Below are 18,459 nucleotides of genomic sequence, written 5' to 3' on the forward strand. Positions count from 1 at the left end.
CGATGAAATGAACGCGTTGCTGGGTGCCGATGCTTGTCGTCAATTAGCAATCTACAAGCTTCCTGAGGGCTTCTGCCTGAGCGTGATCGTGCCCGTTTATAACGAGTGCAAAACAATCGCCAGCGTTGTTGAGGTCCTGCGACAAACGGGACTGCCCATGCAAATCATCTTAGTCGATGATGGCAGTAGTGATGGAACCGGTGATGCTGTAGATCAGTTTGATAACGAGCCGGATGTTGTGGTCCGCCACCACGCCGTTAATCAAGGCAAGGGCGCAGCGATTCAAACGGGAGTCCGAGTGGCGACGGGCGACGTGATCGTTATTCAGGACGCAGACCGCGAGTACGATCCTTCGGACTTTCGATTCCTCTTGCAGCCTATCCTTAGCGGAGAAGCCGATGTGGCTTACGGGACTCGTTACGGGCATTGCGACCGATCGTTGTCGCCCTGGTGGCACCAAGCGGTCAACAACTTCATCACGTTGCTTTCGAGTTTGGCGATTGGGATCCGTTTGAGTGATGTCGAGACGTGCTACAAGATGACGCGACGCGCGCATTTTATGGCGATCTTGGACGACCTTAAGGAGTCTCGGTTTGGTATCGAAATCGAATTGACAGCACGATGGGTACGGGCCGGTTTGGAGTTTACCGAGCGACCCATTCGCTACCATCATCGTTGGTACGACGAGGGGAAAAAAATCGGCTGGCGCGATGGCGTCAGTGCGCTGCGTTGTATCGCAAAGTACGGACTGCTGAAGCGGTAATTTACGAAGATAAAATCGTCGCCAGCACGCAATTGGTTCTCATTTGTTCATCGGTGACGCTAGCCGCAGTGTTTCTACTTTGCTGCAAAATTCTTGACTTTGCACTCAAGAGAGCGTTATGCTGGCAGTGTTAGGCGGAGCCCTTCTTTTCTCTTGCGAGCTAATCATGGTTTGCGATTCAACATGGATGGAAACCACATGGAGGAGCTTCCGTTATGTCTGCCCTTGCTAGTCCAACGACGACTGTAAACGCGGTCTCGTCTTCGCCTTCCCTGCTCTCGGTGAACCCGGCGTTCTTACAAGAGATCAAGGATAGTAACCCGGCGTACTGGAATGCGTTTCGACGCTTACCGGTGGTCTGCGATTGCCACGGAGAACCGCTCCAGGTTTGCCGAAGCCTATCACGTACGCTCGACGACCTGCGCGATGCGGCGGCCTTGCAATTCTCGCTTGAAGAATCCTACGGCTACATTACGCTGGCTGAACCGAGCGAGCATCAAATCAAGGGTGTCCGACTAGGTGAACTAGCCGAGAGGGCCCAACGCGAACATCGCCTGCTTTACCTGCAGTTGACCGAATTGGCAGAACAAGCCGAGGAACTGCAGTACCGCGGTGTCGAACAGAACGGCCTGCGTGAATTGATTCAATCCGCTGCAATGTTCGAATCGCAATTGGCGGCTCATGAACGAAGTGAAAATGTTCTGATCGAACAAACGTCCTTGGCTTTAAAACTTGCAACCAGGTATCCCCGATGAAACATGATCACTCTCTGATTGGTGAGCACGCCATCAAGCCAATGGAAATTCTATTGGTCGAGGATGGCTGGACGGACGCACGCGTGACGATCTATGCCGTTCGTCGCAGCCAAGTGCACCATCGTCTGACGCTCGTGCGTAGCGTTTCAGAAGCGATCTCTTTCCTACGTCAGGAAGGCATCTTTGCGAGAGCACCGCGTCCCGACCTGCTGCTGCTCGACATGATGTTACCCGACGGCACCGGTCTGGACGTCTTGCAGTTTCTAAGCGAGGCTCAAGAGGCTGACTTTGATTTGCCTCGCATCACAACGGTCGTGCTTACCGCGTCGAACGATGCCAACCTACGTGTGCAGTGCCAAGATCTGTGCGTATCGGACTTCATGAACAAGCCAGTTCGTGAAGCTGACTTCATGCGAGTGATACGAGATCACAAGCGATTGATGGTGCACACGACGCCCGTTCTTGCTGGCGCTTAGGCCAATCGCGATCGTGCCAGTTATACCTGGCACTGATCTTCGGACTGTTCCATTTCAGGCGACGTCGTCTGGACATCGCCTTGCCTATCAACGTCAAGATTCGCCAACTGGGCGTCACTGACTGGGCGTCACCGCGAACCTGTACCGATGCGACCTACTTCTCGAACCATTTCTTGATCGCTTGGACCGTCGTGGCTCGGCCTGCTCTTGCGATCGAAGTCGTCAACGGGATTTCCTTCGGGCAAACCGCAACGCAATTCTGAGCGTTGCCGCAGGCTGCAATTCCGCCGGGACCCATCAGGGCTTCTAAGCGTTCACCGGCAAGCGACTTGCCGGTTGGGTGATTGTTGAACAACATCGCTTGCGAAATTGCGTGCGGGCCAACGAAGTCTTTGTCGAACTCGGCTAGCTTGCGAGCTTCAAATTCCTCGTCCGTTTCGTCGCTCTTCTTGGTCAGTTCCACTTTGGTGTACTGAGGGCACGCGTCGAGACAGCAACCGCAGCTCATGCACTGACTCAACGGGTAGTTTTGCTCTTGAGTGTCCCGCAGGATTCGCTCGCCCGACCCCATGTCGTAGTAGCTATCCACTGGTACCCACGCTTTAACGCGAGTGAGAGCTCGGAATAAGCGTTGGCGATCAACCATCAGGTCTCGCACCACGGGGAACTTATTCATCGGTTCCAGGACCAGCTCGTCTGGGTTGTCCTGAAGCAACTTATCCACCAAAGCACTGCAGCTTTGTCGAACTTGGCCATTGATGACCATCGTGCAGGACCCACAAACCTCTTCCAGGCATCCACAATCCCAGACAACCGGCGCCACTTTTCGGCCATCGGAATTGGTCGCCTGAGCCGCGATCCGTTGCAGCACCGAGATCACATTTAGCTCGGGTTCGTATTGGATCTTATGCAGTTCCCAATAGGGTTCCAGGCCGGGGCCGTCTTGGCGACGCACGCGAACATTGATCCACTCTGGGCGATTCTTAAGATTGGGTTCGAGGGCGATCATCCGTCGATCCTAGTAGTAAAAAAGTTAGGTGATGGGGAATCCACAACAGTCAACGAATTCTAAAGCGAGACTCTTTAGAACGTCGCCTGTGGTTGCGCTTCTTTCTTGGCAGAACGCTCTTTCCAAACTTGCTCAATTTCTTCAGCACCAACGAGCCCGTAGAGTCGTGGCCGTGGGGCAAGCAACGAAGTATCGACCTCTTCGTAATTCACTTCGACTTGTCGAGTAGCGTTGTCATAGGTCGCAATGCTGCTCTTAAGGTACTTGCGGTTGTTCTCTTCAAAGTCGTCGCACCATTGTTCGGCCTGTTGGCGACGCTCGGTTGGATCTTCGGCGGTCAGTGGCTGTTTTTCGAACTCTGGCTTGTAGTGAGCACCACGGCACTCGTCGCGTTGCAACGCACCTCGCAAAATCGCCTTGGCGATCGGGAACATGTCCTGAACCGACTTGGTGAAGATCACATTCTGATTCGACCATGTTCCCGTGTCAGACAAGCCGGCGTTCAACGCCCGGGTGTGAAGTTCATCGACCTTGTCGATGGCACTGGCGAGCTGATCGTTCTTGCGAACCACCGTGGCCACGCGAGTCATCACGTCGCCAAGTTCTTGGTGGATCAAATACGGGTTCTCGGTTTTGTCCTTCGAAGCGCTCAATAGCGCATCGTGACGCGATTGGTGAAGTGATGTCGCGCCATCAATCAAGCTCGACGGTACGTCCGCATGTCCGCTGCTTTGGTTAGACGCGTAGTTCAGCACCGAGGATCCCGTGAACAGACCCGTGAAGATGCACGATAGCAGGGAGTTCGCACCAAGTCGGTTGGCACCGTGGTAGTGGTAATCGCACTCACCCATCGCGTACAAGCCAGGGATGTTCGTCATGTGGTTTTGCGGGGCACCGGCTTCAAGTCCGCCGGCGGAGCTCTTCACGTAGTCCGCCCACAATCCACCCATGCTGTAGTGGACCGCTGGGAAGATTCGCATTGGTTCAATGCGCGGGTCAACACCTTGGAACTTTTCGTAAATCTCCAGAATGCCGCCAAGCTTACGATCTAGTTCCGACTTAGGGATATGAGTTAGGTCAAGGTAGACCGCCATGCGATCGGCCTCAACGCTCAAGCCTTCGTTGACGCAAATGTCGAAGATCTCGCGAGTCGCAATGTCACGAGGCACCAAGTTGCCGTACTTCGGGTAGCGTTCTTCTAGGAAGTAGTAGCGTTCGTTGGCTGGAATGTCGCCTGGTGCGCGAACATCATGAGGCTTACGAGGAACCCAGACGCGTCCGCCTTCACCACGAGCCGATTCGCTCATCAAACGCAGCTTATCGCTACCTGGAATAGCGGTCGGGTGAACTTGGATGAATTCGCCGTTTCCGTACTTCGCGCCCGCTTGAACACATCGACTCACAGCACTTCCGGTGCAGAACACGCTCATCGTGCTGCGGCCGTAGACCAGCCCGCATCCGCCGGTTGCAACAACCACAGCGTCGGCGGGAAAGGCTTGGATCTTCATCGACACCATGTCTTGCACAATCGCGCCGCGACATCGACCTGAATCGTCCATCATCGGTCCCAGGAAATCCCAGAACTCATACTTCTTGACCAGCCCTTCGCTTTCGAAGCGACGAACTTGCTCGTCCAGACCGTACAAGAGTTGTTGACCGGTTGTGGCTCCGGCGAACGCGGTTCGTTTGTAAAGAGTGCCACCGAAGCGTCGCCGGTCGATGAAGCCTTCACCGGTCCGGTTGAACGGAACACCCAGGCGGTCCATCAGGTCGATCACCTTGGGAGCCCAGTCGGTCATCTCTTTGACCGGTGGTTGGTGATTGAGGAAGTCACCGCCATAAACCGTATCGTCGAAGTGCTTCCATTCACTGTCGCCAAGTTGGCGTGTCTGATCGTTGCAACTGTTGATGCCGCCTTGGGCGCAGACACTGTGAGACCGCTTCACCGGTGTTAGGCTGATCAAGTCGACATGGACGCCCAGTTCAGCCAATTTCATGGTTGATGCAAGGCCAGCCAATCCGCCTCCGATGACGACGACGCGATGTTGTGCCATGGTTCAATTCCGTACTGAAGAAGTTTGTGCTTTGAGTTGGTTAATCAATAGGTCCAGGGACCGGCCGCTCACTCGGCGGTTTCGGCTTCGTCCGTACGTTTTTCCGGGTTCGGTGAAACCAAGCCCGCTTCGACGGATGCCTTATACATGCGGTCTTCGACTGCCTTGTACTTCGCCATTTCCGTTTCACCTGGTGCGACGGCGGCCCACCAGGCGCTTGTTCCAATAACCGCAAGACCCAGACCCAGCGCCACGCAAACTTTGGTCGCTCGTTCTTGAGCTTTTGGCGAAATCCACAAACCCCACGTGATGCCTGCGGTCCACAAGCCGTTGGCGAGGTGGTAAACGCAGGCCCAAACACCGATCAGGTAGAAAGCTGGCCAGAAATAACCTTGCATGGCTCCGACCAACGAACTGGCCGCGTTGTATGGCTTGAACTGGCCGAAACCGACCGGCTGGATCATCGACAGCCAAATGTGGGCGTGAAGCCAACCGTGCAGGTGCAAGATATGAAAGAACAAGTACACCAAGGCGATAAACCCGGTGTAACGCTGCCAAACGTAACGCTTGTTGCTCGTGAAGGCGTAGCGACTAACATTCGATCGCCCCGTCTTGGCGATCCAAATCCCGATGCCCGCATGGAAAATCAAAGGCAAAAAGATCCCGCCCCATTCGATCACCGGAAGTAGTTTGCCGGGACTGTGGATTAAGAACACCGCTCGCTGAAACGTCTCGCTGCCGTTAAGCAGCGACGCGTTGGTGGTCAAGTGAATGACCATGTAGAGCCCCAGCGGAACAATTCCCAGCAGCGAGTGAACGCGGCGGATCGCAAACTCGTGCTTGATGAAGATGTTGTCGAAGAAAGTCGTACCAGAATCCGTTTCAGCCGCACTCATGAGCGAACATCACTATCGAAAAAGCGGTTATAGGAAGGTTTGCGCCGTAAGGATGATTCCTCGGCTCAACCAAGGTAATGGATCGATTGACTTTATGTTAGTGGAGAGTCGAACGCTCGATCCCTAGAGGTAACCCGCAACGCTTGGCAAAGACACAACGAGAACGCGGTCGCGGCGTCGGTGCGCCGAGCCATCGCCGTAGCGGCGCAAAGGTTTCCGCCGTAAATCACCAACTGCGGCGCTAGCCGATGTGCAGTGCGATGTGATCCATCGAGCGGCACTCTACAACCGAGTCAAGAATCACAATGGCGACAATTTGTCGCCATTGCTGATGACGAATCCACCGCTTCGACGAGAACGTTTAGCGTTTGGGCGACGGGAACGTTTAGCGCTTGGGCGAAAGATGAAGCATCCTGAAGTCGCCGACAGCCTTGTTGGCGATCTGTTTGGCCCGGACGGTCACTCGGTAGCGTCCCGGATCGGCGATCGTAAGTTCACCTACATTCCGCCAAACGAAGTTTTGAAAGTGCCCGGTCTCTTCGACGTTGAATTCCAACGACGAAATTACCTCGCCATCTCGCTCCACTTCGATCGTTGCCACGCTGCCACCTTGGTCTTTGCCGCAACCTTGTAGCGCACCAACGTTGAACGTGTACGGTTGATCCACATCGATAACCCAGTGTGCGTAATCGCCCGCTTTCGCCCAGTAACCCACCGTGTTTTTGTGCGGTTGCGGTTCGAAGCGAATCAGTTCGCCATGAACTTCAGCCTGGTCGGCCCGCATGGTGATGGTGCCGTCACCCGCCTGCTCGATCGGCGATGGTGACTTAACTTTTTGGTCGAAATGCAACACGATCGACTTCGAGCCTTCGGGATGTTTGTCCCAACGCACGACCCAAGATTGAGTCTCTGGGTGCACGGTAACCTTCGCGGATTCATTCCCCGACCAATGCGAATCACGAAGCGAAGCGTAGACTCGCGGGATCTCGATCTCGCCTTTATCAGTCCATTGATCTTGGGTAATCGTCAACGTCTTATCATCGACGGTCAAGTTCGCCTCAGATGCCTGGATCAGTTCGCACCCAAGCATCAGAGTTAGGCTAAGCAAAATCAGTCGAGTCATTTCGTGGTCACCTTGTAAACAATCGCCATGTCATCCGTCTTGGTCTTCGGAGCCGTAACGATCAGACCATCGTCTGTTAATTCATACTCAATTTTTTCATCACTGCCCAAAAGTGATACCGATTCAATGTCGCGAGGAGCGTCTTTTTGCGAAGCGGCGAAACCCTTCAGAACCGACTGGGTCCCTTCGCCCGGCCATCCCAAAGCGAATGCATACACGACATTATCATTTCGAGTGTAGCGAATGTCTTCAGCCGAATAAGCGATGTCCGTTGCTTTGCCACCAAAGTGTCCCTTGCCGGCGACCGTCGGTCCATGACCATCGATCACGAAGGGGCGCGTGTTGTAGATAGACTCGCCGTACTTTTCCAGCCACGCACCTAGTTCCAGTAGCACCTTGCGTTGGTTGTCAGGGATCGTTCCATCGGCCATCGGCGAAAGGTTCAAAATGAGTTGACCGTTCTTAGTGACAATGTCAATTAACGAATGCAACACGACGTTGGTGGGTTTAATTCTTAGCGAGTCGGTGTAGCACCAACTTCCCATGCTAATTGTGTCGTCGCTTAGCCATGCAAAATCGGTGATTCCTTCCAATCCGCCTTTCTCGATATCAAGCACGCAGATGTTTTGCGGCATGTCCTGCTGCTTGTAGGTCACCACGACTTCTTGGCCGGTTTGTTCGGCGTGGTTGAAATAGTCGGCCAAGAATTGCATGCGATTGGCATCGGGGATTTCGTCGAGCCACGAGTCGAACCAAATCAGGTCGGGGCTGTATTGGTTTATCACCTCGGACAGTTTGCCATTCCACATCTTCAAGAACTTTTCACGCGGCATGTAACCGTACATGAACGCTCGTTCTTCGTTTTCAAGTGCTTTTGGGAAGTGATTCTTGGCCCCGTCGAAATGACCTGACCATTTTCCCGGCTGCTTCTCCCAAAGGTTGTTGCGAGCGTGGTGGAACGTGGTGACAAACTTCATGCCACGTTTCTTTGCTGCCACTGCCATCTCGCCGGTGATATCGCGTTGGGGGCCTCGGTCCATCGAATTCCAAGGTGTCAGTTCACTGTCCCACATCGCAAATCCGTCGTGGTGCTCGGAAACGGGACCGACGAACTTGGCTCCCGACTTTTGAAAAAGATCGCACCATTCTTCGGCGTCAAAGTTCTCCGCCTTGAAATCTTGCACGAAGCGATCGTATCCGTACTGGTCGACCGGCCCGTACTTTTCGACGTGGTGCTTGTGCACCTTGTGTTTGGGGTCATGCATGTAACGCGGATACCATTCGCTACCAAAGGCAGGAACCGAGTAAACACCCCAGTGGAAATAGATACCGAACTTGGCGTCCCGGAACCATTCAGGTGCTGGGTTGTGCTTTTCAAGCGATTCCCAGTTGGCTTGGTAAGGCCCCGTCGCGGTGGCGTTGTCTTGCGCTTCAAGCGAAGGTGTCAAAACGGCAACCGCGATAGCAGCCACCAGGAACCGAATTTTCATAACGATGTTCACGGGTGAAGATCTTGCGAGTTAAACAGCGATGTAGATAGCGAATTAGACAGAGAGCGTACGAGATTCTTTCTCGAATCTCGTGAACGTGCGAAGGCCATAGATAGCGATCATCACGAAGCAGAACGCGGGCAACCAGAACGATGTTCGGATTCCATACGCATCGATGAGCCCACCTTGGAACTTCGTTAGCAACGCACCCCCGACAATCGACATGATCAAGAATGCCGATCCAAGTTTGGATTCTTCTTCTTCCATGCCATGAAGAGCGATGCCGTAGATCGTGGGGAACATCAAAGACATGCAGGACGAAATTCCAATCAAGCTGTAAAGACCGGTGAAGCCGGGAAGCATGATGGCACCCACCGTGAATCCAAGAGCACCAAGCGAGAAGAAGCAAAGCATCTTGCCGGGACTGATGTACCGCAGCAGGAATGTGCAGATCCAACGACTGCAAAGAAAGATCACCATCGCAACAATGTTGTATCCCTGGGCCTGGCCCAAAGTCAGGTCAACTTGCTCCATGCCGTAATGAACAATGAATGTCCAACACATGATTTGGGCACCGACATAAAAGAGCTGCGCCATCACACCTTCGCGGAAACGCGAACGTGCAAAAATACGTGACGCGATTTCCCAAAACGGAGCGTCCTTTTCCTCTTGCTTGAACGTCGGCATTTTCGTGAACATGAAAATTGCCAGGAACGCGATCACAATCCCTGCCACGATAATGTACGGTTTCTTGACCGTCCCCAAGTCAGCGTCTTGCATCGTTTGGAAACCAGCGGGGTCGTTCGCTCGAAACGCCTTTAACGCATTAGGCATGGCGCCGTCGAGTGCTCCCACGGTGTTTTCAAAGTCGGGGACAGCGTTGTAAACCTTGACTACCGACTCGTCGGCAAGCTGCACGTTGGCAAGTTTGGCACCAGCGGGCAAGCCAGCAAGCTCGACGTCGTCCATCACGACCAGGTGCTTGGTGTAACTTTCGTCACCAGAGCCAAGTTTGGTGCGGAAGTCGCCGGTCATCAATTGCGGTGCCAAGACAAGCGTGGCTACCGACATTCCGACAAGCGACCCGATGGGATTAAATGCCTGGGCCAGATTCAAACGCTGTGTCGCGGTCTCGCGAGGTCCCATCGCAAGGATGTACGGGTTGCACGCCGTTTCAAGAAACGCCAATCCATAAGTCAGGATGTACGAACCGAGTAAGAACAAGCCGAACGAAGCCGACGATGCTGCGGGCACGGCGAACAATGCACCCAGCGCGTAAAACGCAAAGCCCACCATGATCGCCGCTTTGTACGAAAATTTGCGAATGAAGAAAGCCGCGGGAAGTGCCATGCAAAAGTAGCCCGTGTAAAAGGCAAACTGCAACCATGACGCTTGTGAGGTCGAGATAATGAATACGTTTTCGTAAACCTTGACCAATGGATTGGTAAAGTCATTGGCAAATCCCCACAACGCAAAGCAGCACGTCGTCAAGATGAACGGAAGCAGGTACTGCCTCGGCACAACCGCAGGCCGAACGGCGGAATCCGCAGCGATGGAGTCATTTTCGGAGATCGCTTCAGTGCTCATCTTGAAAGTTCCAGGGAGAATCGAAGGGTGCGTCGTAGTGGGGGCGTAAAAATACGTGGTGTCGTAAAGATACGACATGTCGTAGAGGGTAGCGCTGGTCGATTAGGCGAGCAGCTTGCCGATGATCGAAGGTTCGTCGCGAATGAGTTCTTCTGCGATAAGCGACAACCAAAACTCACGTGGCAGTTTCGCGTGGACTGCATCAACCATCGACGGCGTACGTCTTGGTTCGGATGAACTCAGGGCAATCGACGTGATCGCATCATGCGCGGTCGCGAATGCAACGGCCGCCTGAAAGAGGTTGACTTGGTGTTCGTTGCAAATCGAACTGAATCGCGATCGCCAATCTAGCTTGGCGGCGTGGTCCGGGTTGGACGGATCGATCGGTTTGTAGTCGCAGAAGTCCCCGCCGACCAAAAAGCCGCCATGCAGGACTGCCGAGTTAACGACCGCAACACCGTTGTCCTTTAGCAATGCGAGAAAGCGAAGCAACTCCGACGGATGCGACATGATCGTCAACGAGTTGGCGATCATCACCCAATCGAATGCGACGTGTTCGTTCAACTCTTGTACGACTCGCCAGTCCTTGCATCCGATTCCGACGCCATCAAGATCATGCTCGTCGCGAATTTCCGCGAGAACTTCGTACGCTTCCAGCACATCGGCGAACCGCTTCGCTCGTTCTTCCTTGTTGCGTGCCGCGGCGAGGTACTCGTCGGGGTCGTGGACCGAAAGAAGGCTCGTTTGGTATCGACCTAGCAATTCATTGCCTTCTTCCCAACATCGACGAATGCCTTGTCCGCTGATGTCCTGAGCCGCATCGTGCTTAAGGTCTTTCCAAACACCGGGCTCAAACGTGGGTTCGGATCCCGTCAGGGGCGTGCGTCGCCAACCCAATTTGTTGCTGATTATGACATCCGCAGGATCAACTCCAGCGTTTTGCAGTTCTCGGCCGATCACTTCCAATGCTAAGCCAGCGCCGTACTTCCCAGCGCTATCAATCACAATTGGCGCTTTCATGGATGCCACCCATGACTGCACGATGTCGCGTTTAGTCTCATCGCTGCTTGCGACCAGCATATTTCCCAGGCATCCTGACCCAAAAACGAGCGGGGGAAGTGAGAGTCTGGTCCGGGCGGTTGTTTCCATGAGCAACGTTGTAGGGGTTTTCCCAGGTTACCACCCGAAAATGTGGTCTGGAGAGCGATCGAGGGCGTAATGTGAATTGCTAGGGCTGGTTCGTAACCATTAGAATAGCGTCATCAAACGTATCCGGGATAGCCGGTGTTGACAAAAGCATGTCGATTATTAACTTGTGTGTATGTCTACAAGCAACCCTACTCCCGACGACTCCCCGGCCCGCGAACTTTCCGACAAGGACGAGTCGGTCGACGCCTCGCTTCTTGATGGCGCTTCACTTGATGACGATGCAATTGGCGACGTCGATTTGAGCGATCCTGTTATCGACGATGACACGTCGACTCAGCCCGGCGGCGTGTTGCCCGGGTTTGTTTCGATGCAGGTTCAGCGTGCTCGGCGTTTCTTCATGAACCTTAATCCGGATCCGCACGCGCCACTGAGTGTGGTGTGTGGAGGAGTCGAAGCGGTCAGTCCCGATTACTTCATTTCGCGTGAGGACTTTCCGTACTTCGGAATCGAACTCGTTGTCGAAGGGGAAGGCGAAGTCACGATCAACGGGGAAACCTATCCTGTGTCGGCGGGATCTGTTTTCTTGTACGGTCCAGGGATCCCGCACCAGATCAAGACTGACAAGAAGAACGTGTTGCGAAAGTACTTCATCGACTTTGTCGGTTCCGAAGTGACGCAGTTGCTCGCCCCTACGGATTTGAATGATCGCGTGCCGATTCGAATCGCGGCGACTCACGAGTTGTCAGGGCTGATGGAAATGATCATTCGCGAATCGGTGAATGATTCGAGCAACACGCGAGCCATTTCTGAAACGCTGTTGCGGTTGTTGTTCCTTAAGATTGAACAACTGCATCACAGCGACGGCGGTGACCGTTCGAAGGCTTACGAGACTTATCAACGAATTCGCGGGCACATCGAAGCGAATTGCTTGAGCGTTAACACGATCGAAGAGATCGCTCGGCAATGTGAAGTTACCCCCGTTTACTTGTCGCGGTTGTTCAATCGCTTTTCGGAGTGCGGTGCTTACCAGTACCTGTTGCGATTGAAGATGAATCACGCCGCTGGATTGTTACTTAACGAAGCAATGCTCGTTCGTGACGTCGCCGAACGTCTAGGGTTCGCTGATCCGTTTCAGTTTTCAAGAGCGTTCAAACGCGTCTATGGCGTACCGCCAAAGCAGTTAATTAACGCTAGAAAGTAGAGTGCTGGTAGAGTTTAAGTGCGCGTTCGCACTAAGAACCCCCGTGATGGCTCCACCATATCTTCGCTTGGTCGGCGCTCCACTCGTGATCGATTCGCAGTTGATCGATCATCCGACCTAGTTCCGCGATCGATGCGAAGCGGTCATCCACGTTTTTCGCCATGCATCGAGAGATCAAGTTGGCGACCTCAAGCGCGATCGGTTCACCACGATGAATGTGAATACCGATGGGTTGCTCGCTAAGAATTAACGAGAACAGCGATTCGGGGTCAGATTCGATGAAGGGTGGTCGTCCGGCAAGCAAGTAATAGCCGACGCATCCTACGGAATAGATGTCGCTGCGAGGATCCATGTTGCCCGGGTCGCGAAAGCGTTCGGGAGCCATGTACATCGGAGTGCCTGCCCAAATGGCTTCGGTCGTTTGGTAGACGTCAGCATCGGGTTCGAGCGGTTTGGCGAGTCCGTAGTCGAACACAACGACCCAATCGCCCACGGACTTGTCGAGCGACAGCATGATGTTTTGCGGCTTGATGTCTCGGTGTAGCAAGTTCTTAGCATGAGCTTCGCTGAGGGCATCGCATACTTGTCGCATGATGGACAAGACTCGGCCAATGGGCTGATGCCCACTTCGCGCGACAACTTCTTGAAGCGTCAGGCCTTTGAGGTACTGCATCACGCAATACGCTTCGTTTTGTTCGCTGTGGCCGTAGTCGTAGATCATCACGCTATGAGGATTAGTCAGCGACGCGGCGAGTTTGGCTTCACGATCGAAACGCAACCGGTCATCGTGTTTGTGACGATCACTGCGCAATACCTTTAAGGCAACATCTCGGTCGAGTTGTCGATGTCGGGCTAGATAGACGACTCCCATGCCGCCGCTTCCAAGTTCACCGGTCACATCGTAGCGGCTCAGAGGATGGACAGCCGCTTGTTCAGCGGTCGATGTTCTGGCCAGCTTGGACGCTGCAAGAAACGCTGTCACGGAAAGCAGGCTTCCTAATAGCAGGAAACTAAAACGTACCAAACGAGTTGGCGCAAACGAGTCGGCTGCTGATTCTTCAACGATGATGCCAAGGTCCCAGCGATCGAGCCATTTCCATGCGCCGACAACTTCGATTCCCGCGTAGTTGGCATAGGGCTCGGTGCGAACGTCGGGGCGGTTGGCGATTGCCCCGGCGGCTGCAACCGTGACGGGACTAAATTGTCGTTTAACGAGTTCGCGGTTTTCGTTGGTTAATTCCATGCCCGGATCGCAGACACGCAGATTCGCCGCGATCTCGGTGGAGGGGATGTCGAACTTGCCTTGAGTTGCCAGCGACGTAGCGCCGGGCCCTTCGGTCACCATGATGCTGTCGTTGTTAATCGCGTACGCGTCCACACCCGCGGAAACCGAAAATTCCGCGAACATCCGATTGAACTTTTCGTAGGCTGAAAAGCCCCGGATAAGCATTGCCGCACTGACCTTGCCTTCATCGTCTTCGACCGGAACGATCACAGCCATGACGGGTGCGGTGGTTTCCGGTTCAAACCCGATGGTATCTTGCGTCAATCGTTCGGGACCAAACAGCACGGTTTCACCCGCCATTACTCTGGCAAGGTTTGCAGCACCGCTGGGATGCACGACGTTGCCGACATCGGCGCGATCGGGCAACCAGCTTGCTACGATCCGAAAGGAGTTATTCCAAACCACGAACTTCACATCGTCGTGACCTGAAAGTTCTCTGAGCTGATCGGCAATGCGGTCAATCTGCGTCGCGTCTCGCATTGTTTCGACATCAGGATCCGTGCGAGCGATTTGGATCAGCTCGTTGATCGAGTTGCGAATGGAGTTTTGCCGGGACCACGATCGAACCAAATCAGACTGGTTCACGAGAAAGCGGTCCGCAGCCAACGCCAAGTTCTCCGCTGCGCCGCTCAGTTTCACTTCAACGGATCGCTGCATCGTGGCATCCACGGCGCGATACGTCCACCAGCCCACCAGCGCCGTCGGTAGCAACGCCGCCAACCAAAGCCAGCCTGACGCACGCCGACGTGACTTACGAGTTCGCTCGGCCCACATCGGCATCTGTTTCGACCGCGGCTTGGATCGTTCCGAATCCTTGCCGTAACGCGGTGATGCGTGAGTTCTAAGAACGCCTTGCTTCGTGATCTGGCCTGGATCTGATGAGCTAGATCGCCGCGGATGAATTTTCGTCGCCGAATCGCTGACTGATGAATCGCTGGCTGATGAATCGCTCAATCCTCGGCCATGCCCGAAGGTCTCCGACGGCAATGGGCCCGTGAAGGTATCTGACAAAGCGATCGAGCCGGACGAGGGATCCGATGGCGGCATCGCGACCGGTTGAGCACAATCGCCTTCAAGTTTCGCCGCGGCGGGGTCGTGTTCGGCAAGCAGCGAAATGACTTCTTCGAGCAAGCTGACATCGTCCGCTGTTTCGCGCCGAAGAAACTCTTCTTGTTCACCGGGGGGAAGTTCGTCGGCTGCCAAAAACAAGTCGCGTACGCGATTGTACCTAGTCGAATCCACCCGTTACTCGCCTTCGGTCCAGGTAGCGTGCGGATCTTCTTCGATATCTTCGTCATTCGAACCGAACGTTGTCTGGTTGGTGCCGTTGGATTCGGCAAGCTCTTCTCGGCGAAGTTCTCGTCGCATCCACGCGCGGGCCATCGCCCACTCTTTTTCGATCGTGCGCAGGCCTAGATTCATTTCTGTTGAAATCTCTCGCATCGTCATACCGCCAAAGAATCGCAGTTCAACGATTTTGGCCTGTCGAGGATTTAACTCGGCAAGTGTTTCGAGCAACTCGTCCAACGCCATCACGTCACCGTCATCGGACAACAAGAACGTGATCTCGTCATTGAGTTGACGACGTTCCCAGCCGCCGCCTCGTTTGAGCGATCGGACTTTGCGGGCGTGGTCAACCAGAATGCGACGCATCACCGTGGCGCCGATGGCAAAGAAGTGCGTCTTGCCTTGCCAGTTGATTCGCGATTGATCGACCATCCGCACGTAAGCTTGATGGACGAGTGACGACGAGCTAAGACGATTTCGCATCGGCTCGTTCTGCAGGAAACGACCGGCCATGCGGCACAGGTCATCGTACATCAGCGTGAACAGCTTATCTGTTTCACCTTCATTCCCTCGCGTGCTCTTGCTTAACAGCTCAGTGATTGAAGTCATGTTGGATGTGCCTGCACGACGATCTCGTCGTAAAAAATTCAAACCGTCAGGAATAAGATAAGTTAAGAACGTTGGGCCGGTCCAGAGATTGAATCGACCATTGTGGCCGTTGAGTTCTCGATTGGTAAGGTGCCAATCGACTCAACTTGACCACACACCATGGTACCGCAAAAGCGAGCAGGAGTGAAACGTCCCATCAAATTGTTGCTCAATTCCGACATGTTGATGCGTGCACTGATTTCTTGCCAGGAAACTTTGTTCACCTACATTTAGAAAGTGAAACCGCCGCTCGGTTGACGCGAATCTGACTATCCTTCGGGTATTCGGATTTAGGAGGGCAGAATGAATCTTCAACTCCGTCGGGCTTTGCAAATTGCTGTCGGTCTGTTGTTCGTCAGAGTGCTTGCGTCAACGCTTTGGGAGTATCGATGGTACTTTCCGGCGGATTTTCAATCGGCATTCCTTACCGGCCGCGAATCGACGTTCTACGGGCTGTACGAGCTCGCCTTTTACGCTCATATCATTAGCAGTCCCGTAGCATTGGTATTGGCGGGTGGGCTCGTTGTTTCGGGACGCCAGTTCTTCCAGCCAAACGTCGTTCTAGGGCGTTTGAGGAAGCTGCATCGTTGGGGCGGTCGAATCCAAACATTCGTTGTCTTGGGTTTGGTTGTTCCTTCGGGCCTAGCGATGTCACCAGGATCTCGAGCGGGATTGCCTGCGGTGGTTGGGTTTCTAACGCTATCGAGCCTGACCGCGTTGACGATCATCATGGCGGCGAGGGCAGCGATATCCGGCCGCTACGCGGATCACCGCCGCTGGGCGATGCGATGTTTCTTGCTGCTTTGCTCGTCTTTACTTTTGCGAGTGCTTGGCGGTGCTTTCATCGTGTTGAATGTCGAATCTCGGTTTACCTATCAGCTCAATTCATGGATCAGTTGGCTCGTTCCTTTGGTGATCTATGAGTGTATGATCTTGGTCCAATGTCGACGGAATCGGCGTTGTCTATCACCGACATCACCGCCGGAAACTCTAAGTTTGCCCCTATGAGCCCACATCCTCTTGCCAGCGTTCCCACATCGGATCCGAGCATCGCACTGCGCTATCGCGACCGGCAATATGCTGCGGATCTGATCGCCGCGGCGCTATTGCATTTTGACCTGTTCACTTACTTACGGGATCACCCCGGTTTGACGTTCGATGCAATTTGTAAACACTTCGAATGGCAGCAACGACCTGCTGATGTGTTGATGACGTTATGCCGAGCTTCAGATTTCGTCCGAACTGATGAGGCTGGGGTTTATTCGTTAACGGACGCGGGACGCGAGCAGCTTTGCGTTGGCAGTCCGTACTATCTAGGGCCTTACTACAAGCCAATTGCCGATTCCGCGATCATGAAAGGTTTCGTTGAGATCTTGCAAACGGGAAAGCCTGCGAATTGGCAAGCCAAGTCCGATGGGAAGGATTGGCACGAATCGATGAAGGACCCGACGTTCGCCCAGGACTTCACCGCACTGATGAATTGTCGAGGTATCGCATTCGGCCAGCATCTTGCTCAATCGCTCGCGGCCGAAGTGGCTGATCGAACGCATCTGCTCGATGTAGGAGGTGGTTCTGGAATTTACTGCACGACGATGGTTTCACGGCATTCCCATCTGCGAGCGACGGTGCTTGAGCAACCGCCCGTGGATCAGATTGCCACACAGCAGATCGCCGCGCACGGACTCGCGGACCGTGTCGATGTTGTATCGGGTGATATGTTTGCTGGCCCATGGCCCAGCGGGGTCGACATGATCTTGTTGTCCAACCTGCTGCACGATTGGGGGTTAGAGAAGGCTCAGCAAATTGTCGACAAAGCAGCCGAGACGCTGCCGGTGGGTGGATTGCTGGTCATCCACGGCGCGATCGTAAATGCTGACAAAACAGGGCCGTTACCAGTTGCCGAATATTCAGCCTTGTTGATGAACATCACGCAAGGCAAGTGTTACAGCGAACGGGAATACGGCGACATGTGCCGCACCGCAGGCCTGACGCCTGGGGCATGCAAGCCGACCACCGGAGATCGCGGTTACCTAACCGCGGTGAAAACAGCCTAGCGAATCATCGTCCGTTCGCGATGTGCGCAACGCACCGGATCTCACGATGGTGGGGTGAACTTCGGAGCCGAAGGCACGTCGACATCTTCGTCGTCGTCGGCGTCGATGGTGTTCGATTTTGACGGTGAGCTATCGGCCGAGAAAGTTTTCTTGGCTTCGTATTCCGCCATGCGGAACTGCTGCTGCACGTCGTTGAGTCCTCGGCGAAATTCGCGATAACTACCACCCAGCTTACGAGCAACCTCGGGAAGGTTGCCGCCGAAAAGAAGTACTGCGACCACGCCGATGACCACCATTTCAAATGGTCCCAGCCCAAACATGGTTACGCGCTTTTGTCAGAGGAATCGGACTTCGATGAATCATCATCGAGCGTTGATTCCGTCATTCCGCGCTTGAATTCGTTGGTGCTACGTCCCAAGTTTCGCATCAAGGTGGGGAGCTTCGACGAACCGAACAACAATAAAATGATGCCTGCGATGATCGCAAGTTCTAGAGGTCCGGGAGCACCGAAGCCCAGCAAATTACCAAAACCAAGCACAGTCGGGATACTTTCAAACAACATGGGTCACTCTCGCATTAGGAAAGGGTCAAACGAAAAACCCTAACGCAATCGCCGGCGAAAGCGGGAAGGCCGTTCAGCGATGGGGCCAGCGAGAGCAAAACTCAATCGCCATAAAGACCG

18 protein-coding genes are annotated in these 18,459 nt (G+C 54.1%); 6 read left to right on the plus strand and 12 right to left on the minus strand.

What is annotated here, in order from left to right; all coding sequences use genetic code 11:
• The first annotated feature begins 7 nt into the window (after positions 1–7).
• The 3 genes from Pla22_RS14280 (at position 8) to Pla22_RS14290 (ending at position 1,994) form a co-directional block, all read left to right on the plus strand.
• A complete protein-coding gene (locus tag Pla22_RS14280) occupies positions 8–763 on the plus strand; it encodes a glycosyltransferase family 2 protein (protein WP_242632064.1) in 756 nt (251 codons plus the stop codon).
• 215 nt (positions 764–978) lie between these two features.
• Positions 979–1,518 (plus strand): hypothetical protein, encoded by a 540-nt coding sequence (locus Pla22_RS14285; protein ID WP_146515529.1) that lies wholly within the window; start codon positions 979–981, stop codon positions 1,516–1,518.
• Positions 1,515–1,994 (plus strand): response regulator, encoded by a 480-nt coding sequence (locus Pla22_RS14290; RefSeq protein ID WP_242632065.1) that lies wholly within the window; start codon positions 1,515–1,517, stop codon positions 1,992–1,994. The genes Pla22_RS14285 and Pla22_RS14290 overlap by 4 nt, the downstream gene beginning before the upstream one ends.
• A 154-nt stretch (positions 1,995–2,148) precedes the next feature.
• Here Pla22_RS14290 and sdhB read toward each other — a convergent pair whose 3' ends face one another.
• The 7 genes from sdhB to Pla22_RS14325 form a co-directional block, all read right to left on the minus strand.
• A complete protein-coding gene (gene sdhB, locus Pla22_RS14295; RefSeq protein WP_146515530.1) occupies positions 2,149–3,003 on the minus strand; it encodes a succinate dehydrogenase iron-sulfur subunit in 855 nt (284 codons plus the stop codon).
• 74 nt (positions 3,004–3,077) lie between these two features.
• Positions 3,078–5,057 carry a succinate dehydrogenase flavoprotein subunit gene (gene sdhA / locus Pla22_RS14300; protein ID WP_146515531.1) on the minus strand — a complete coding sequence of 660 codons (1,980 nt, stop codon included), beginning with the start codon at positions 5,055–5,057 and terminating at the stop codon, positions 3,078–3,080.
• A gap of 68 nt (positions 5,058–5,125) precedes the next feature.
• Positions 5,126–5,953 carry a succinate dehydrogenase cytochrome b558 subunit gene (locus Pla22_RS14305; protein WP_146515532.1) on the minus strand — a complete coding sequence of 276 codons (828 nt, stop codon included), beginning with the start codon at positions 5,951–5,953 and terminating at the stop codon, positions 5,126–5,128.
• 385 nt (positions 5,954–6,338) lie between these two features.
• Complete coding sequence (locus Pla22_RS14310) at positions 6,339–7,076, minus strand: hypothetical protein (RefSeq protein ID WP_146515533.1); 738 nt, start codon at positions 7,074–7,076, stop codon at positions 6,339–6,341.
• The gene (locus Pla22_RS14315; RefSeq protein ID WP_146515534.1) at positions 7,073–8,566 is read right to left on the minus strand and encodes an alpha-L-fucosidase; all 1,494 of its coding nucleotides are present in this window, start codon (positions 8,564–8,566) and stop codon (positions 7,073–7,075) included. Before Pla22_RS14315 ends, Pla22_RS14310 begins: the two co-directional genes overlap by 4 nt.
• Before the next feature lie 54 nt (positions 8,567–8,620).
• The gene (locus Pla22_RS14320; protein ID WP_146515535.1) at positions 8,621–10,153 is read right to left on the minus strand and encodes an MFS transporter; all 1,533 of its coding nucleotides are present in this window, start codon (positions 10,151–10,153) and stop codon (positions 8,621–8,623) included.
• A 102-nt stretch (positions 10,154–10,255) separates the two neighbouring features.
• Positions 10,256–11,302, minus strand: coding sequence for an aldo/keto reductase (locus tag Pla22_RS14325; protein WP_146515536.1), 1,047 nt, complete (start codon positions 11,300–11,302; stop codon positions 10,256–10,258).
• A gap of 172 nt (positions 11,303–11,474) precedes the next feature.
• Here Pla22_RS14325 and Pla22_RS14330 point away from each other — a divergent pair, with 172 nt between their 5' ends.
• The gene (locus Pla22_RS14330) at positions 11,475–12,503 is read left to right on the plus strand and encodes a helix-turn-helix transcriptional regulator (RefSeq protein ID WP_146515537.1); all 1,029 of its coding nucleotides are present in this window, start codon (positions 11,475–11,477) and stop codon (positions 12,501–12,503) included.
• A gap of 31 nt (positions 12,504–12,534) precedes the next feature.
• On the opposite strand, the gene Pla22_RS14335 is transcribed toward Pla22_RS14330, so the two are convergent.
• The 3 genes from Pla22_RS14335 to Pla22_RS25250 all read right to left on the minus strand — a co-directional run bounded on the left by Pla22_RS14335 (position 12,535) and on the right by Pla22_RS25250 (position 15,947).
• Entirely contained in the window at positions 12,535–15,030 is a 2,496-nt protein-coding gene (locus tag Pla22_RS14335; RefSeq protein WP_146515538.1) for a serine/threonine protein kinase, read from the minus strand.
• A 3-nt stretch (positions 15,031–15,033) separates the two neighbouring features.
• Positions 15,034–15,684, minus strand: a complete 651-nt coding sequence (locus Pla22_RS14340; RefSeq protein WP_146515539.1) for a sigma-70 family RNA polymerase sigma factor — start codon at positions 15,682–15,684, stop codon at positions 15,034–15,036.
• A gap of 62 nt (positions 15,685–15,746) precedes the next feature.
• Positions 15,747–15,947 (minus strand): hypothetical protein, encoded by a 201-nt coding sequence (locus Pla22_RS25250; protein WP_165440675.1) that lies wholly within the window; start codon positions 15,945–15,947, stop codon positions 15,747–15,749.
• Positions 15,948–16,026: 79 nt separating this feature from the next.
• Between Pla22_RS25250 and Pla22_RS14345 the strand changes: the two genes are divergently transcribed.
• A complete protein-coding gene (locus Pla22_RS14345; RefSeq protein WP_146515540.1) occupies positions 16,027–16,731 on the plus strand; it encodes a DUF2306 domain-containing protein in 705 nt (234 codons plus the stop codon).
• Positions 16,728–17,777, plus strand: a complete 1,050-nt coding sequence (locus Pla22_RS14350; RefSeq protein ID WP_165440676.1) for a methyltransferase — start codon at positions 16,728–16,730, stop codon at positions 17,775–17,777. Before Pla22_RS14345 ends, Pla22_RS14350 begins: the two co-directional genes overlap by 4 nt.
• Before the next feature lie 41 nt (positions 17,778–17,818).
• Here the strand turns inward: Pla22_RS14350 and Pla22_RS14355 are convergent, their stop codons facing one another.
• Together Pla22_RS14355 and Pla22_RS14360 are read right to left on the minus strand one after the other, a co-directional pair.
• Positions 17,819–18,097, minus strand: a complete 279-nt coding sequence (locus tag Pla22_RS14355) for a Sec-independent protein translocase subunit TatA/TatB (RefSeq protein ID WP_146515542.1) — start codon at positions 18,095–18,097, stop codon at positions 17,819–17,821.
• A gap of 2 nt (positions 18,098–18,099) precedes the next feature.
• A complete protein-coding gene (locus Pla22_RS14360; RefSeq protein WP_146515543.1) occupies positions 18,100–18,339 on the minus strand; it encodes a Sec-independent protein translocase subunit TatA/TatB in 240 nt (79 codons plus the stop codon).
• Positions 18,340–18,459 lie beyond the last annotated feature (120 nt).

This window comes from Rubripirellula amarantea, from assembly GCF_007859865.1.
Taxonomy (GTDB): Bacteria; Planctomycetota; Planctomycetia; order Pirellulales; family Pirellulaceae; genus Rubripirellula; species Rubripirellula amarantea.

What these genes read in the sequence shown, in the direction of transcription:
- sdhA (WP_146515531.1), bottom strand. Translation starts at nt 5,057, where the DNA reads ATGGCACAACATCGCGTCGTCGTCATCGGAGGCGGATTGGCTGGCCTT.
- Pla22_RS14350 (WP_165440676.1), top strand. Translation starts at nt 16,728, where the DNA reads ATGAGCCCACATCCTCTTGCCAGCGTTCCCACATCGGATCCGAGCATC.
- Pla22_RS14315 (WP_146515534.1), bottom strand. Translation starts at nt 8,566, where the DNA reads ATGAAAATTCGGTTCCTGGTGGCTGCTATCGCGGTTGCCGTTTTGACA.
- Pla22_RS14290 (WP_242632065.1), top strand. Translation starts at nt 1,515, where the DNA reads ATGAAACATGATCACTCTCTGATTGGTGAGCACGCCATCAAGCCAATG.
- sdhB (WP_146515530.1), bottom strand. Translation starts at nt 3,003, where the DNA reads ATGATCGCCCTCGAACCCAATCTTAAGAATCGCCCAGAGTGGATCAAT.
- Pla22_RS14325 (WP_146515536.1), bottom strand. Translation starts at nt 11,302, where the DNA reads ATGGAAACAACCGCCCGGACCAGACTCTCACTTCCCCCGCTCGTTTTT.
- Pla22_RS14285 (WP_146515529.1), top strand. Translation starts at nt 979, where the DNA reads ATGTCTGCCCTTGCTAGTCCAACGACGACTGTAAACGCGGTCTCGTCT.
- Pla22_RS14280 (WP_242632064.1), top strand. Translation starts at nt 8, where the DNA reads ATGAACGCGTTGCTGGGTGCCGATGCTTGTCGTCAATTAGCAATCTAC.
- Pla22_RS14320 (WP_146515535.1), bottom strand. Translation starts at nt 10,153, where the DNA reads ATGAGCACTGAAGCGATCTCCGAAAATGACTCCATCGCTGCGGATTCC.
- Pla22_RS14360 (WP_146515543.1), bottom strand. Translation starts at nt 18,339, where the DNA reads ATGTTGTTTGAAAGTATCCCGACTGTGCTTGGTTTTGGTAATTTGCTG.
- Pla22_RS14345 (WP_146515540.1), top strand. Translation starts at nt 16,027, where the DNA reads ATGAATCTTCAACTCCGTCGGGCTTTGCAAATTGCTGTCGGTCTGTTG.
- Pla22_RS14355 (WP_146515542.1), bottom strand. Translation starts at nt 18,097, where the DNA reads ATGTTTGGGCTGGGACCATTTGAAATGGTGGTCATCGGCGTGGTCGCA.
- Pla22_RS14310 (WP_146515533.1), bottom strand. Translation starts at nt 7,076, where the DNA reads ATGACTCGACTGATTTTGCTTAGCCTAACTCTGATGCTTGGGTGCGAA.
- Pla22_RS14305 (WP_146515532.1), bottom strand. Translation starts at nt 5,953, where the DNA reads ATGAGTGCGGCTGAAACGGATTCTGGTACGACTTTCTTCGACAACATC.
- Pla22_RS14330 (WP_146515537.1), top strand. Translation starts at nt 11,475, where the DNA reads ATGTCTACAAGCAACCCTACTCCCGACGACTCCCCGGCCCGCGAACTT.
- Pla22_RS14340 (WP_146515539.1), bottom strand. Translation starts at nt 15,684, where the DNA reads ATGACTTCAATCACTGAGCTGTTAAGCAAGAGCACGCGAGGGAATGAA.